The sequence below is a fragment of the Oleidesulfovibrio sp. genome, from assembly GCF_047973035.1.
Taxonomy (GTDB): Bacteria; Desulfobacterota; Desulfovibrionia; order Desulfovibrionales; family Desulfovibrionaceae; genus Oleidesulfovibrio.
The window spans coordinates 70,512-86,147 of record NZ_JBKEBF010000041.1 but is presented as its reverse complement, the minus strand read 5'-3'; the positions used below and the strand labels follow the sequence as shown (position 1 = coordinate 86,147).

11 protein-coding genes are annotated in these 15,636 nt (G+C 54.5%); 7 read left to right on the top strand and 4 right to left on the bottom strand.

Annotation, left to right across the window (positions count from 1 at the left end):
- Window positions 1-188 precede the first annotated feature (188 nt).
- The 4 genes from ACK5LI_RS14890 to ACK5LI_RS14875 form a co-directional block, all read right to left on the bottom strand.
- Complete coding sequence (locus tag ACK5LI_RS14890) at window positions 189-1,358, bottom strand: alkaline phosphatase family protein (RefSeq protein WP_416950786.1); 1,170 nt, start codon at window positions 1,356-1,358, stop codon at window positions 189-191.
- Window positions 1,358-2,647: a homoserine dehydrogenase gene (locus ACK5LI_RS14885; protein ID WP_416950784.1), complete on the bottom strand. Its 1,290-nt coding sequence runs from the start codon at window positions 2,645-2,647 to the stop codon at window positions 1,358-1,360. The genes ACK5LI_RS14890 and ACK5LI_RS14885 overlap by 1 nt, the downstream gene beginning before the upstream one ends.
- A complete protein-coding gene (locus ACK5LI_RS14880) occupies window positions 2,640-3,824 on the bottom strand; it encodes an aminotransferase class I/II-fold pyridoxal phosphate-dependent enzyme (RefSeq protein WP_416950782.1) in 1,185 nt (394 codons plus the stop codon). Before ACK5LI_RS14880 ends, ACK5LI_RS14885 begins: the two co-directional genes overlap by 8 nt.
- A gap of 113 nt (window positions 3,825-3,937) precedes the next feature.
- A complete protein-coding gene (locus tag ACK5LI_RS14875; RefSeq protein ID WP_416950780.1) occupies window positions 3,938-5,347 on the bottom strand; it encodes an MFS transporter in 1,410 nt (469 codons plus the stop codon).
- A 492-nt stretch (window positions 5,348-5,839) separates the two neighbouring features.
- Between ACK5LI_RS14875 and aroL the strand changes: the two genes are divergently transcribed.
- The 7 genes from aroL to ACK5LI_RS14840 all read left to right on the top strand — a co-directional run bounded on the left by aroL (window position 5,840) and on the right by ACK5LI_RS14840 (window position 15,636).
- The gene (gene aroL / locus ACK5LI_RS14870) at window positions 5,840-6,361 is read left to right on the top strand and encodes a shikimate kinase AroL (RefSeq protein ID WP_416950778.1); all 522 of its coding nucleotides are present in this window, start codon (window positions 5,840-5,842) and stop codon (window positions 6,359-6,361) included.
- Window positions 6,362-6,657: 296 nt separating this feature from the next.
- Complete coding sequence (locus ACK5LI_RS14865; RefSeq protein WP_416950776.1) at window positions 6,658-7,080, top strand: universal stress protein; 423 nt, start codon at window positions 6,658-6,660, stop codon at window positions 7,078-7,080.
- Between the two features lie 540 nt (window positions 7,081-7,620).
- Window positions 7,621-8,682 carry a chorismate synthase gene (aroC, locus tag ACK5LI_RS14860; RefSeq protein ID WP_416950774.1) on the top strand — a complete coding sequence of 354 codons (1,062 nt, stop codon included), beginning with the start codon at window positions 7,621-7,623 and terminating at the stop codon, window positions 8,680-8,682.
- A 215-nt stretch (window positions 8,683-8,897) separates the two neighbouring features.
- A complete protein-coding gene (locus ACK5LI_RS14855) occupies window positions 8,898-11,093 on the top strand; it encodes an ATP-dependent RecD-like DNA helicase (RefSeq protein ID WP_416950772.1) in 2,196 nt (731 codons plus the stop codon).
- A 91-nt stretch (window positions 11,094-11,184) separates the two neighbouring features.
- On the top strand, window positions 11,185-12,561 hold the full coding sequence (locus tag ACK5LI_RS14850) for an NlpC/P60 family N-terminal domain-containing protein (protein WP_416950770.1): 1,377 nt from the start codon (window positions 11,185-11,187) through the stop codon (window positions 12,559-12,561).
- A 247-nt stretch (window positions 12,562-12,808) separates the two neighbouring features.
- Window positions 12,809-14,179, top strand: a complete 1,371-nt coding sequence (mtaB, locus tag ACK5LI_RS14845) for a tRNA (N(6)-L-threonylcarbamoyladenosine(37)-C(2))-methylthiotransferase MtaB (protein ID WP_416950768.1) — start codon at window positions 12,809-12,811, stop codon at window positions 14,177-14,179.
- A gap of 575 nt (window positions 14,180-14,754) precedes the next feature.
- Window positions 14,755-15,636, top strand: a complete 882-nt coding sequence (locus ACK5LI_RS14840; protein ID WP_416950766.1) for a YicC/YloC family endoribonuclease — start codon at window positions 14,755-14,757, stop codon at window positions 15,634-15,636.

Genomic DNA, 15,636 nt, shown 5'->3' with positions numbered 1-15,636 from the left:
CAAAACAGGCAGTGCGGCTACAGCTTGCTGGTGCCACCATGAACTTGTGTGTTTGGAATGATTCGCTGGGGGCTTGGGATGGGGGGCTGCTCAGGCCGTCAGATTGCTTCTTGCAGCGGGGGGGGGACTTTGCCGGAAGTGGAGACATCGCCGTCAGGCTACTTGAAGCAGCAAAGGCGGTGGCGTTTTCAGGCTCCTTGCGTCAGCGCAAGGTGCAGCAGTGCGGGGCCGCTGGGTATAATCAGACCGCTCAGGGCGGCTGTTTTTTCGCAAAAGTGCTTTCCGCAAACATCGGGCAGGCTGGTGTCATGCAGCATAAACGGCACAGGCCCGCAGTGGTGCCTGCCAGTCTGCACCGGCGTCAGGTGGTCGCAGGTCACGACGAAGACCGCATCGGGGCAGGCCTGTTTCAGCGGGTGCAGGATTTCGCTGTCAAAGCGCTCGATGGCACGGCACTTGTCGTCAAAGTGTTGTCTGTGTCCGCACAGGTCTGTGGCTTCCAGATGAACAAAGACAGTCTCATGAGTCTGTAACAGACTTGCCGCAATTTCGGCTTTGGTGCGGTAACATGTGTGCTCATCGCCGGTACAACCTATAATATCCGGTGTGGACATACCGGTGGCAACGGCAATGCCCTTTGCCAGCGGGATACCGGCAACCATGGCGGCTGTTCGGCCATGCAGTTCTTCAAATGGCGGCAATGTTGGCTTGCTTCCCTGCCCCCACGGCCAGAGCATTAACCGCTTTCCGTCAGGAGCAATGCTTTCAGGCATAGTCAGGCAGCCTGTGATAAGGCGTTGCAGGTCGGGTTCCGATTGCAGGCAGCGTAAAAAGTCTCGGAGCGGTGTACCGTGTGACTCATGCGGAGCCGGTATTTTCAGGGCGCATGCTTCATCAGGGTTGTTGTGCCGCTGGACGAGCAGATGCCTGAAGGATGTTCCCTGCACGCAGAAGAGGGACTCATGTGCTAGTGCCTGCGCCCGTCTGAAAAGAGGCAAAGCAAGCTCGTTGTCTATGTGGCCTGCAGAAAAATCATGCAACAGGCTGTGTTCATCAATAGAAACGATATTAAGCCGCCAGACGACGCTGTCGGCATCCAGCGAAATGCCGTACCCCAAAGCCTCCAGCGGGCCGCGCGGCAGTTTGTATTTTTCGGGAGAATACCCCATCAGGGCAGGCAGGCCGGTTTCTGTTCCGGCGGGCTGCATGGGGGGAATAGTGTGACAAAGGCCCGTCACTGCGTGACGGGCCATAGAGTCTAGTGTCGGAGTGGCAGCCTGTTGCAGCGGGCTATTCCCGCCGGACGGGCATGGTAGGTCGCCCATGCCGTCGGCTATGGCCACGATAACTTTACGCATTACAGGATCCGGTAGTGTACGGGCTCTGCCAGCAACAGACCGGCCTTTTGCAGATCATCCAGTGCAGCCTGCACATCGCTTGCTTTTGCTTCATGCGTCATAAACACAATGGGCACGCCGATGGGGTCTTGCCCCTTCTGGGTTGCCTGAGCAATGGATATACCTTGCTTCGCCATGGCTCCTGCAAGATCACGCAGCACGCCGGGCTGGTCGGGCACCATGACACGGAAGTAGTAGCATGATTCAGAATCCTGAGGCGGCATGATTTCCGCCGCATCAGGCACCTGTGCCACAAAACCGGTGTTGTTGGGCGCACAGTCACGCGCAACAGCCATGATGTCGCCAAGAACAGCGCTGCCGGTGGGCTTTGCACCTGCGCCAAGACCATGCAGGAACACAGGGCCCACTGCGTTGCCTTCCATGCGTACCGCGTTATAGGCACCGCCGACGCGGGCTATCAGGTAGGTGTGATGCACCAGCATGGGGAACACACCGGCCTCCAGCTTTCCGTCCACGTTGCGCACTTCACCCAGCAATTTCAGGCGGTAGCCGAATTCGCGGGCAAACTCGATGTCCATGGGATCGACTTTGGAAATGCCCTGCACAGGCAGCTTGGCGAAAGGATAATCCTTACCGAATGCCAGCCGGATAAGCAGGCACAGCTTGTGCGCGGCGTCAAAGCCTTCGATGTCCAGCGTGGGGTCCGCTTCGGCAAAGCCCAGCTCCTGCGCCTGCGAAAGCGCAGTGGCAAAGTCCAGCCCGTTTGTGGTCATCTCGGACAGGATGTAGTTGGCCGTACCGTTAAGAATGCCCACAAGTGAGTTGACCTTGTTACCGGCAAGGCTTTCGCGCAGAGTCTGCACGATCGGAATACCACCGCAGACGCTGGCTTCGTAGTACAGGCCCACATTGTTTTCCTGCGCGGCGCGGAACAGCTCGAACCCTTCTTCCGCCAGCAGTGCCTTGTTGGCGGTTACAACGTGCATTTTTGCGTTCAGAGCCTTAAGGATAAGCTCTTTGGGGGCTTCTATGCCGCCCATCAGCTCAACCAGTACGTCGATATCCGGATCGTTCAGCAGCTCTTGCGGATCAGCGGTAAGAGTGGCGCCCGCAGGCAGATCAGCCGTTCTTTTTTTCGATACATCACGAACCAGAATCGTTTTGATAACGATTTCACGGCCGGTACGTTCGATAATCCAGTCGCGGTTTTCTTCAAGTATTGAGGCAAGGCCCGTGCCCACCGTGCCGAATCCGGCTACGCCAAGCACGAGTCGTTTATCGCTAGCCACAGGAACTCCCTGATAGTACTCGTTTAATTCCCTTTATCGCCTGTTTGATGCGATGCGGGTTTTCAATGAGAGCAAAGCGGACGTGGTTGTCGCCGAAGTGGCCGAAGCCAAGGCCGGGCGATACTGCTACGCCGCCTTCTTTCAGCAGCAGTTTGGAAAACTCGACCGAGCCCATATGACGGAACTGTTCAGGAATTTCAGCCCATGCAAACATGGTGGCTTTAGGCGGGGTGATGTCCCAGCCTACGCGGTTCAGCCCCTCGCACAGCACGTCACGGCGCTGGCGATAGGTATCCACGATTTCCTTAACACAGTCCTCGGGGCCGTTCAGGCCTACGGTGGCAGCAATCTGGATGGGCTGGAAGATGCCGTAATCAAGGTATGACTTGATTCGGGTCAGTGCGTGCACCATTTCTCTGTTACCCACGCAGAAGCCCACACGCCATCCTGCCATGGAGTAGCTTTTGGACATGGAATAAAACTCTACGCCTACGTCTTTGGCTCCTTCCGCCTGCATGAAGCTGGGCGGCTCGTAACCGTCAAAGACAAGGTCGGCGTAGGCCATGTCGTGCACTACGTACATTTTGTGCTCTTTTGCAAAGTCCACAACCTTCTGGAAAAATTCCAGCGTAGCCAGCTCGGTGGTGGGGTTGTGGGGATAGCTGAGCATCAGCAGCTTGGGCTGCGGCCATGTCTGGCGGGTAGCCTCAAGCAGGTCTTCAAAAAAGTCGCGCCCTTTGCCGATGGGAATACGACGTACGTCCGCACCCGCGATGATCGCCGCGTACGTGTGGATAGGGTACGTCGGATCGGGCGCAAACACCACGTCGCCGGGCGACAGCATGGCAAGAGCAAGGTGCGAAAGGCCTTCCTTGGCTCCCATGGTAACCACGGCTTCTTTGTCAGGGTCGAGGTAAACATCAAACTTGCGCATGTACCAGTCGCAGATGGCTTTACGCAGGTTCGGAATACCCTTCGACACGGAGTAACGGTGATTGACGCCCTTGGCCGCGGCTTCGTTCAGCTTGTCGACAATATGTTGCGGTGTGGGCATGTCTGGGTTTCCCATACCCATGTCCACTATGTCCACGTTCTGACGACGTAGCTGCATCTTCAGTTCGCCCACTACGGAAAAAACGTAGGGGGGCAGTCTGTGCATGCGTGGAAATTCGTACATGGCCTTCGGCGTCCTCCGAATTAATAAAGGTGAAAACGATAAGACGAGACCATATGCGGTAGGGTACGTCGCTGTCAAAAAAAAAGCGTCGCGATCCTCATGAAAAGCGGAAATTACTCATTATCCGATGCAGGAGAAAGGGTGGCAAACAGTGATAACGCCACTCCGAATCCGCCAAGGGCGGCAAAGATGGCAAAAGACCAGCGCATGGCTGCCAGAAAATTATCCGTATTGGCAAGAGTTACTACCGCGTTTCCCATGTGTACAGACATGGCGGCTGTTACCAGCACCATGCTGAGCACCATACCCAGAGTGCGCATGCTGGCAGCCATGGCAGAGGCAATGCCGTAGTGAGATTTATCCATACTGCCCATGATGATGCTCATGTTGGGTGAGGCAAAAAGGGCAAACCCTATGCCCAGTACCACAAACATGACCAGCATGGCGGATATGGGGGTTGCGGCATCCGTCATGGCCGCAAGCAACGTGCCCAGCGTACAGCATGCCATACCGGCAGTGGCAATGCGATGCGCCGGCAGGGTGTCTGCCAGCCGTCCGCACAGGGGTGAAAGAACAGTCTGCACCAGCGGCTGCATCAGAAGAATTGTACCGGCCTCCTGCGGTGTCATGCCGCGGCTGCTCTGCAAATACAGGCTGAACAGAAAGGTTATGCCGAATGTGGCTGCATAGTTGATGAACTGCGCTGCCGTTGCAAAGGTGAATGTCCGGTTACGGCGCAGTAAAGAAAGGTCCAGAAGAGGCTTCGGGGTGCGGGACTCCACCATCAGAAAAAGCGCGCCGCAAACAACGCTGGCAGCAAGGGCAAGCTGCCCTTCAACCCCGTCGCGCAGGCGCGGACCGCCGAAAACAGCCAGCGCTACAGCCAGAATAGACAGAAAGGCTCCTGCCCAGTCGTATTTTTCGGTTATGCGCTGCCAGCCGTCGGTCAGGGTGCGCCGTGCCAGCAGATAGGCCAGTGCCAGAGGCGGAGTGCCCAGAATATACAGCCAGCGCCATCCTATATGCGTTGCAATGGCACCGCCGATAAAGGGACCGGCAGACAACCCCAGATATACACATGCCACAGCTATGCCCATGGCTCTGCCGCGTTCTTTGCGGGGGATGGCCTTGGTCAGCAGTGCCATATTGGATGCCATGGTCATGGCGGCTCCTGTTCCCTGAACAAAGCGCAGCAGAATAAAAGTGGTCATGTCGTGGGTAAAGCTGAGAAGTAGTGTGGAGATGGTGTAAAAAAGCACCCCCAGACGAAAAATCGGAGCATGTCCCGCCATGTCGGCCAGTCTGCCGAAAGGCAGCAGCAACGCGCCGGTTGCCGCCAGATATATGGACTCGACCAGCCCCAGTGCGGTGGCCCCGGCGCCGAACTCACTTCCCATCACAGGCAATGTGACAGCGACGGCTGAAAACATGAACGGCATGATAAACTGTGTGACGGCAACCGTGTACAGTATCGGTAATCCGGAAGAAATGCCTGCTTTCGGAGTCTGGAAAAAATTCATCATGTGTTCCCGCCGGATTGGTTGGACTACGATGTGCCTCTTTCAGGTCAGCATGCTCAGGGTATAGCGTAACGTGCGAATATTTATTGTCAATAATCTTTCAATCGTGAGATTACAGTATTTTATGGTTAGGTGCTGTCACGACAGGACAATTTGCTGATTAAAAAATATTTTCATCTGAGTTACAGAATTTTCAATGTATGATAGTATTACTGTATTCTGGAACGCATGAATTGCTGATAGCATTACTCGTTGATTTTGAAAGGCGCACACTTTGTTTGCTGTTGCCGGGTAAAAATGTTGAACGTAACTTGTGTAACTGTTAGGTTTTCAGCCTTTGCATGATTTGCGTGTATGCAAAGGGGCTTAAATTCTTTTGACTTTGTCACTAGTGCATGTGGCATGGCAGCTTGTTAACAATGCCAACGGAGAGTTTGCTGGCCTTGGGGAAAATTTTTTTACAATTGTTTCAAATGCGTCTTGTGGGGAGGACAAATGAAACGGATTTTTCTGGTCGGAGCACGCGCATGCGGCAAAACAACAGTGGCGCGCATTCTGGCTGAAAAACTGGGCTGGTCCGTTGTGGATGTGGATGAGGCCATTCAAAGCAAAACCGGAAAGTCCATAGCAGACATGGTGGAACAGGAAGGCTGGGAAGCTTTCAGAGATGTTGAATCCGGCGCGCTGGCAGAGAGCTGTGGGGCTGAAAAAGCCGTCATAGCCACCGGAGGGGGAATGGTGCTGCGTTCCGTGAACCGCATACTGATGCGTTCCAGCGGTCTTGTTGTATATTTGTATGTACCAGCCTCCATACTTGCAGAGCGACTTTCAAAAGAGCTTATCGCTTCACAGCGTCCCTCACTGACAGGAGACTCTCCCGTAGATGAAGTGGAAGCTGTGTTGGCGCAGCGTGAGCCTTTGTACCGCGACGCGGCACACCATATTGTAAATGCTACGCACTCTCCGGAAAACGTTGCTTCTACGATTGTTGAAATTGCCCGCAATCATCGCCCGTAACGCGTTGTTTCGTTTCGTCCGAACGATTTTGTTTATTATGGTTCTTCTGGAAAATAAGGGCGATGCGGGAGAAATGCTGTACTCAATATACGTACTGCGCTATTATGGCTGTCAGGTCTGATTCCACCGTGTCGGCTCGTTTTATTGTCGCCGAAATAAGTGGTGGACTTCTGTCAGCCTTTTTTTGTCTGCAGCAGGCTATGCAGAAAAACTGCGTAGGCTGACCCCGTCAGAGCGCTATTGCAGACATGTACCCGTGAGACGCGGTTGCGGTTATATACGCAGGAGTGCTGATTATGGAAATACGCAAAATCTTAGTTCCTGTTGACGGTTCTGCCTGCTCGGAAAAAGCGGTGGACTATGCTATTGATCTTGCACGGATGGTTGGAGCCAGCTTGCTTTTTGTGAATTGCCGCATGGCACTGCCGCCTATGCTGGGGCGGGATAGCTGGGATCAGGCCCGTGAGGCTTTGGTGAAGCGTTCAGAGGTGCTTTTGCACTCGTATTGCGACAGAGCCAAAGACGAAGGCATAGAATCCCGTTGTGTTGTTTTGGAAGGTGCCGTGGATAAAGCTATTGCAGAGACTGCAGACATGGACCATTGCGACCTCATTGTAATGGGCTCTCGTGGTCATTCCGAGCTGGAAGGCCTACTTTTGGGCAGTGTGACGCACAGGGTATTGCAACTGGCAGAATGTCCGGTGACAGTCATCCGTTAAACAGTATCAGGCTGTTCAGGTTAAGCCCGTAGAAAACTGTATAAGACCTGTTAAGCGACGTTACCGGAACGTGGTGCAGTACATCGCAGCGGAAGCGATGCGCGGAGAGTCACTGCATGGTGCTTTTTCGTGCAGTGTGAAGCCGTTATTCCAGAATCATTTGGTTATGCATTTTGCAGGCTGGTGCGCAGAGTATACTGTGTACCAGCCTGTTTGTTTACCTTGGCTGTTTTCTGCTGGAACCGGCTACTCCAAAGTGTTTTTTGATACGCCGGTTTCCGGCTGTTCGATGTACGTTTTTTCGGCTGTATTCCAAATTCCGGTCATAGTTGTTTGCAGTGTTGCACAGTAAAGGCATGTACCTGCCGGAAATATATCCTCCGTCAGGTTGTGTAGCCTGTTGCCTAACCTCATTGTTTGCAGGTATGTGTTCAGGCTGCATGGTGTATCTGCGCTGAAAAGGCGCTGTACTTTTTTCTGCGGCACGGATGTCATCAGATTCAGCAGGCAGCCTGAAAAAATTTCGGAGGAAGAAGCGACATGAGCGGCAGTACCTTTGGCCGACTTTTCAAACTGATTACCTATGGAGAATCCCACGGCGCGGGACTTGGCGGCGTGGTGGACGGTTGTCCGGCCGGTGTTGCCCTGACCGAAGCCATGATTCAGGCAGAGCTTGACCGCAGAAAGCCGGGGCAGGGCGGACCGGCTGCCACTGCCCGCAAGGAGCCGGATGCCGTAAGGCTACTTTCCGGTGTGTTTGAAGGTAAAACAACGGGCACTCCCATTGCCTTTCATGTGGATAACACTGACCAGCGCTCCCGCGATTATGGCGATATAATGCATGTGTACCGTCCCGGTCATGCCGATGCCGCCTATGACGCCAAGTACGGCATACGCGATTACCGCGGCGGAGGACGATCATCCGGTCGGGAAACGCTTTCGCGTGTGGCTGGCGGCGCTGTTGCTTCTGCCTTGCTTGCACAGTACGACATACATGTTAACGCATTTACGGTTGAACTGGGCGGCATGGCTGCACCGCTTACAGATGTGGACGGTGCGCAGCACAGACCATACTTTGCACCTGACGAAGCCATTGTTCCGCAATGGGACGAGATGGTTCGTGCCATTAAAGGGCAGGGTGATACTCTGGGCGGCATTGTTCAGGTAGAGGCCCATGGCGTACCAGCCGGTCTGGGTGAGCCTGTGTTCGACAAGCTTGATGCACGTATAGCATATGCCCTGATGTCCGTGGGCGCGGTTAAAGGCGTGGAAATCGGCTCCGGCTTTGAGGCTGCGCGGATGCACGGCAGCGCTAATAATGACAGCATGACGCAGCAGGGCTACGCCAGCAATCATGCCGGCGGCGTTCTGGGCGGCATTTCTTCCGGCCAGACTGTGGTGGCGCGCGCGGCCGTCAAACCTATTCCGTCCATAGCAAAAGAACAGCACACCATGAATGCACTGGGTGAAGAAGTTACCCTGCGGGTGGGCGGCAGACACGACATCAGCGCTATTCCGCGTGTGGTGCCTGTACTTAAAGCCATGATGGCGTTGACACTGGCCGACATGTTGCTGATGCAGAAGAGAATGCAGCTGCCATAACGGCAGGCTGGAGCACCTTGGCCATATTCTACCCTGCCTGAACCGTTCAGGTGCAGCTTGGTCTGCAAGAGCTTGTACAGGCGAGCAGGGGCATTGTCAGGTAGCCCCTGATGCGAAAGCGCTGATTCTGCTTGACGTGATGTGCCCCGCCGCCCATACCACCAGAAACTTATAATCTACGGCCTTTGCCGATGTAATACGAAACCGGAATTGAGATGCAGCAACCCACCGCACAGGAAGAACAGGATACACGGATTGAACTTGTAGGCACGCTGGAACGTGTAGTCTTTCATAATGAGGAAAACGGCTACACGGTGTTCCGGTTGAAGGTGCAGGGCAACCGGGATCAGGTAACCGTGGTGGGCCATATGGTGGACCCTCAGGCCGGTGTGGCACTGGTGCTGAAAGGCAACTGGACGGAAAATCCCAAATTCGGCAGGCAGTTTCAGATGGAAACCTTCGATCAGGTGCTGCCTGCAACGATTGAAGGTATCCGGCATTATCTTTCCTCCGGCCTTATCAAAGGCGTGGGCGAAAAGATGGCCGCCCGCATAGTGGAAAGCTTTGGCACAGATACGTTTACAGTGCTGGATGAACAGCCTGAGCGTATGCTGGAAGTGGAAGGCGTGGGCCAGAAGCTGATGGAGCGCATCCGCGACGGCTGGGCAGAGCACAGGGGTATCCGCGATCTTATCATGTTTTTGCAGCCGCATGGAGTAAGCACATCGTATGCGGTGCGCATCTATCGCCATTACGGTCAGCAGGCTCTGGCCGTAGTACGCGAAAATCCCTACCGCCTTGCCATGGATATACGGGGTATCGGCTTTCTTACGGCCGACGCTGTAGCGCAGAAGCTCGGCTTTGCACGGGATTGTGACCTGCGTGCGGAAGCGGGCCTTTTGTACATGCTGATGCGGCTGACTGAAGAAGGCCACGTATACTATCCACGCGATTCACTGGTTATCCAGACTTCAGATAAGCTGGAAATAGCCGCACCGCTGGTTGATCAGGCCATTGATACGTTACAGTTGGAAGAGCGGGTGATTCTGGAAGAGCTGGAAGAGGGCGAAGCGGTCTATCTGTCGCGGTATCATCGCTACGAATCCGGTATTTCCCACTACCTGCAACGAATCCTGCGCTCGCCGAAGGCTGTCAGCGCAGATAATGAAGATGCGCTGGTGGACGAAGTAATCAGCAAGCTGAAAATAACCCTTGCGGAAGAGCAGGAACAGGCGGTGCGCACGGCTGCCCGCAGCAAGGTGATGGTGCTGACAGGTGGTCCCGGTACCGGTAAGACCACCATCATTAATGCCATTATCAAAGTTTTTGCAGCCATGAAGGCCCGCATCCTGCTGGCTGCTCCCACGGGGCGCGCTGCCAAGCGTATGAGCGAAACCAGCAAGCGCGAGGCGAAAACAATCCACCGCCTGCTGGAATACAGTCCCCGCGAAGACGGTTTTTCCCGCAATGAAAATAATCCGCTGGCGTGCAGTCTGCTGGTGGTGGACGAAGCATCCATGATGGACACCATGCTTATGTACCATCTGCTGAAAGCCGTTCCTCTGGGTGCAACTGTGGTCTTTGTGGGTGATGTCAATCAGTTGCCTTCTGTCGGGCCGGGCAACGTGCTGCATGACGTCATTAAATCCGGCGTGGTCGACGTGGTCGAGCTTGTAGAAGTGTTCCGCCAGGCGCAGGAAAGCGAAATTATCTGCAACGCTCACCTGATCAATCAGGGGCAAAGCCCTTCGCTGGAATCGTCCAAAGACAGGCTGACAGATTTTTATTTTATCCGTGCCGATGATCCGGAACGGGCTGTGGATATGGTTGTCGATCTGGTGAAAAATCATATCCCGAGACGGTTTAAACTGGATTCGATTAATGAGATTCAGGTGCTCACGCCGATGCACAAAGGCACGGCAGGCGCGGCCAACCTGAATACACGCCTGCAGGATGCATTGAACCCGCAGTCGCTGGTGCTGCAACGCGGCGAGAAGCAATTCCGGCTGGATGACAAGGTCATGCAGATACGGAATAACTACGAAAAAGATGTGTTCAACGGTGACATCGGTCGCATCTGCCGCCTTGATAAGGAAGAGCGGGAACTGACGATCCGGTTCGACGATGAGCGTAATGTGGTGTATGAATTTTCGGAGCTGGATGAAATTGTGCCCGCCTATGCCATTTCAGTGCACAAGTCGCAGGGGTCGGAGTATCCGGCAGTGGTTATGCCTGTACTGACACAGCATTTTGTACTGCTTCAGCGCAATTTACTGTATACAGGGGTCACCCGCGGCAAAAAGCTGGTTGTTCTTGTCGGATCGGCAAAAGCAATGGCCATTGCCGTGAAGAATAATAAGATGCAAAAACGCTATACCTATCTGGCCCAGCGTCTTCGTCAGGCATTATAATGTACTGCAAGGCCGTCCGCTGGTGGGCGGCCTTTTTTTATGATTATTACGGCGGTGCACCGGGGGGGGTACTGTCGGCAGGAGTGTATTTATGGCACGCATTCGTATTCTGTTCTGTATGCTTGTTGTTAGCATGTTGCTTACGGGCTGTGGCAAACGTATTGAGCAGCCCCCGTTTCCTGCTCCGCCTGTGGTGGAAGACTTCAGCCGGTATCCGCAGAATCTTATGGATTACGCCAGCCGTCTTGCCCTGCCGGAAGCACCGCTGCTGACAGAGGCAGAACAGAAAGCGCAGACAAAACGTTATCTGCAGCGTTTTTTTGCAGCCTGGGACATGCGAAAGGCAAGCGTGCCCCGTGCGGAGGCCTTTGCTGATCTTAACGCGCACCTGAAGCGGGGCGGATGGGGGGCAAACCTGCTGCCGGTTCCTGATAAAAGGTGGAGCAGGGTGCGCAGCCTGAGCAATATGAATGCCTACCCATCTATGGCGCAGCCAGCCATAATCACAGCGAATACATCACTCAGGATGGCACCGGACGAACAACCGTTCTTCCGCGATCCTGACAAGGCAGGCGAAGGCTATCCCTTTGACTATTTCCAGTACAGTGCGTTGTGGGCAGGTATGCCCGTTCTGGTTGTGCATACTTCGTCAGACGGTGAGTGGGTGCTGTGCGAATCGCCTGTGGCGCTTGGCTGGGTGCGCACGCGCGATGTGGCTTTTGTGAATGATAAATTTATGAAAGCCTATAAAACAGACGACTATGCGGCAATTCTGCAGGATAATACTCCGCTGCGCGGCGGTGACGGCACATGGTACGGCAAAGGCCATATCGGAGCTGTTTTTCCTGTGAGTGAAGCCACGCAGCAGGGGCTTGTGCTGCGTGTGCCGGTGCGCGGTGCAGACGGCGGCGCCGGCATCCGTGAAGTTACAGTGGAGTATGCCCATGCTGCGCGTATGCCGCTGCCCGTTTCCGCCGCTGCCATAGCTATGGTGGGCAATACAATGTTGCAACAGCCCTATGGTTGGGGCGGCTTTCTGGAAAACCGCGACTGCTCTGCAACGTTACGCGATCTTTTTACGCCGTTCGGCATCTGGTTGCCCCGTAACTCATCAGTCCAGGCACGGGCGGGTCAGCTTGTTGATCTGATGCCGTACAAGCCGGAAAAGCGCGAGGCCGTTATCCTGCAACAGGGAAGGCCGTTCTTCAGCTTTATCTGGATGCGTGGGCATATAGGGCTGTATCTGGGGGCGATGGATGACGGGGAAGGACATTCTGTCCCTTTGATGTTCCACAATGTCTGGGGGGTGCGGACAGGCGGCAAAGGACGCACGCCCGAAGGGCGGCTTATCGTCGGGCGGGCTGTGGTGTCGTCTCTGCACGTGGGCGAAGAATATCCGGATGTGCAGGAAAACTGGATGCTGGAGCGAATCCGCGGATTGACTCTGCTACCGCCTGTTGTGCAGTAGCGGAATGTGCGGACAGTTCTGCTTCAGGCTGCGGGTTGCTTCCGGCTTTCCGGCCCTTTTAATTTTGCTGGACGCTGTTCATGCTGCCTGACCAAAACTCATTTGTGCAGGCTGAATACAGAATTTATATTGTAAACAGCGTGTTACAGCGGCACTACCTTTTTGCGGACATTCCGGCTATACACCCCCGACACCTGAACACGATTTTTTATGCCGCCAGCAGTGCGGTTATGTATAGAAAGTAAATATGACAGATAACAATATCCGTTTTTACGCGGCAACTCTGGGTTGCAAAATTAACCAGTACGAAACGCAGGCGTTGCGTGAGGTATGGCTGGAACGCGGCTTTACAGAGGTAGATAGTGCCGAGGCCGCAGACATTATTCTGGTGAATTCCTGCGCCGTTACGGCAAAAGCCGTCAGCGACGTGCGCAGCACCGTGCGGCAGGCCAATCGTGCCAACCCTGATGCCCTCATTGTGGTGACCGGTTGCGCGGCACAGGTGATGGCGGAAGAGCTTTCTGCCCTGCCCGGTGTTGCCAGAGTGGTTCCGCAGGAAGCAAAAGCCAGCTTAAAGCGTTGGCCCGACCTTTCCGGCGAGCCTGTAGCCGATGAACAGGAGTCTGCCCTGGCAACGGAAGCACCGGATGACGGAGACGGACAGAGAACCGGAGCGCAGGAAGATGTGTCGTTTCCTGATATGCAGGTCAGCGACTACACGCGTGCCCGCGCCGTGGTAAAGGTTCAGGATGGCTGCTCGCATCGTTGTACCTATTGTATTGTGCCGCTTACCCGCGGCCCGTCACGCAGCCGTGCCCCGCATGATATTGTGGCGGAGGCAGAAAGGCTGCTGGAAGGCGGTTTCCGCGAACTTATTTTAAGCGGGGTCAACCTGCGGCAGTATGGGCGTGATCTTGCCATGCCGCTGGACTTCTGGGATGTGGTTGCCCGTCTGGGCAAAGAGCTTGCTCCCCGCTGGGCCGGCAAAGCCCGTCTGCGCATCAGCTCGCTTGAGCCGGGGCAGCTGGGCGATAAGGCGCTTGAAACGCTTGCTGCAAATCCGCTGCTCAGCCCGCAGCTGCACCTTTCTTTGCAAAGCGGCAGCCCTACGGTTCTTAAACGTATGGGGCGCGGACATTACAAGCCGCAGCCGCTTCTCGGATTTTTGCAACAACTTCGTGATATCTGGCCTGTGTATGGTCTGGGTGCAGATATTCTGATGGGTTTTCCCGGTGAAACGGAGCAGGAATTTGAGGAAACGCTGGCCTTTTGTAAGGAATTGCCGCTTACCTATGCGCACGTGTTTCCGTACTCTCGCAGACCGGGAACCGCTGCTGCCGATATGAAGGACCAGTTGTCGGTGGCGGTGAAAAAAGCCCGTGCAGCCGCAATCCGCGCTGTAGCGGCGGAGAAAAAAGAAGCCTTTCTGCAGTCTCTTCTGACGCATGACACCGTGCATGTGGTGCTGCAAAGCTCTTCTCCGGCAAAGGGTGTAAGTGAGTTTTATACAGACTGCCGATTTGATTCACAGCCGGAAAATGCTACACTCAGAGAAATAGTTGGGGCTCGTCCCGTGTCGGTACGCAAAGGGACTTTAATAGTTACCCCGTGCAGTTAACGTTTTGTATTTTGGACCGCTGGCTACAGGAAACAACGAAAGTGCCGTAACTGCAATCAATCGCAAGTGGTTACAGCAAGTGCCCTGATTCGAACGAGTTGATTTTAAAATATTGACGAGACTGCAAACGGCTTACTGCGGCGTTCGAAGTATCATGGCAACAGGCAGATGCCTGCAGCAAACTGCCAAAGAGGGGCGGCCCTTGCAATTGTCTTGCTGCAACTGTTTGTCTGTTAAGGGTCTTACGTTCCTGCCCTGTCGTTGGGCATTGCTGTAAAGCGTAGTTACGACACTGCCAGCTAAGGCCTTGCAAACAGTTATCCAGACTGGTTGCTGTTGCACCTCTCTTTCTTATGGCGTATGGAACGCCACATCGTTGCGGGGCAACCCTTGGCACCTGTAAACCGGCAGACAAGTGCCGGAGAAAATAATGACTGTATTTATGTGGTTTCATCAATTTGCAATGTGCATGGTCGGCGTAAATAACGCTGTGTATACCAGTGCAGTGCGCGATGAAGCCTTTCAATAATAATTTTCCGCCCTGCTCAGCAGGGCGGTTTTGCATGGAGATTGCTATGCTTCGCAGTATGACCGGCTTTGGCCGATGCACCAAGGAAAGCCCTGACTGGACTCAGACATGGGAAATTCGTAGCGTGAACAGCCGTCACCTTGACCTTAAATGGCGTATGCCCGGCTTTTTGCGCGGGTATGAATCGCGTTTGGAAAAAGTTGTCCGCAAATTCGGCTCCCGTGGTCGCGTAGATGTGTCGCTTTCTCTGGACGTGCGGCGCCAAGGGCTGGACGGTGTCAGCTTCAATACCCGTCAGGCAGAGTCCATGCTGCAGCAGTTGACCGGCTTTGCGGCTCAGCGCGGCGATACCTTTACCCCTGATTATAACCGTCTGTTGAACCTTTCTTATCTATGGGAAGATGCTTCTGATGAACTGGATGAGGGTTTGCTCACCAGTCTTGAAGAAGGCCTTGCTGCAGCGCTTGCAGACTGGAACCTTGCACGTGAAGCAGAAGCGGCAGCTCTGCTGGCCGACCTTGAAGAGCGCATCGGCCGCATGAAGGACTGGGCTGCTGTGATCGGCGAAAAAGCACCTTCCATCAAAGAAGATAAGTTTACCAACCTGCGCGAGCGTATTGCCGAAATTCTGGAACGTGACGGGCTTGAGCTTGATCCCAACAGATTTTTGCAGGAAATCACAATCCAGTCGGACAAGCTGGACATCAGCGAAGAGCTGACCCGTATGAATGCCCACCTTGAACGCCTGCTTGAACTGCTCAAAGCAGGAACGGACGCGGGTAAACGGCTTGATTTTACCCTGCAGGAATGCTTCCGCGAGATTAATACCTGCGGTAATAAAGTGCAGGACCCTTCCATTTCACGGGTGGTTGTGGACTTTAAAAACGAACTCGAAAAGTGCCGCGAACAGGTTCAGAATATCGAGTAG

Coding starts and splice junctions, on each gene's coding strand:
- ACK5LI_RS14890 (WP_416950786.1), bottom strand. CDS start 1,358: ATGCGTAAAGTTATCGTGGCCATAGCCGACGGCATGGGCGACCTACCA.
- ACK5LI_RS14880 (WP_416950782.1), bottom strand. CDS start 3,824: ATGTACGAATTTCCACGCATGCACAGACTGCCCCCCTACGTTTTTTCC.
- ACK5LI_RS14875 (WP_416950780.1), bottom strand. CDS start 5,347: ATGATGAATTTTTTCCAGACTCCGAAAGCAGGCATTTCTTCCGGATTA.
- aroL (WP_416950778.1), top strand. CDS start 5,840: ATGAAACGGATTTTTCTGGTCGGAGCACGCGCATGCGGCAAAACAACA.
- ACK5LI_RS14865 (WP_416950776.1), top strand. CDS start 6,658: ATGGAAATACGCAAAATCTTAGTTCCTGTTGACGGTTCTGCCTGCTCG.
- aroC (WP_416950774.1), top strand. CDS start 7,621: ATGAGCGGCAGTACCTTTGGCCGACTTTTCAAACTGATTACCTATGGA.
- ACK5LI_RS14855 (WP_416950772.1), top strand. CDS start 8,898: ATGCAGCAACCCACCGCACAGGAAGAACAGGATACACGGATTGAACTT.
- ACK5LI_RS14850 (WP_416950770.1), top strand. CDS start 11,185: ATGGCACGCATTCGTATTCTGTTCTGTATGCTTGTTGTTAGCATGTTG.
- mtaB (WP_416950768.1), top strand. CDS start 12,809: ATGACAGATAACAATATCCGTTTTTACGCGGCAACTCTGGGTTGCAAA.
- ACK5LI_RS14840 (WP_416950766.1), top strand. CDS start 14,755: ATGCTTCGCAGTATGACCGGCTTTGGCCGATGCACCAAGGAAAGCCCT.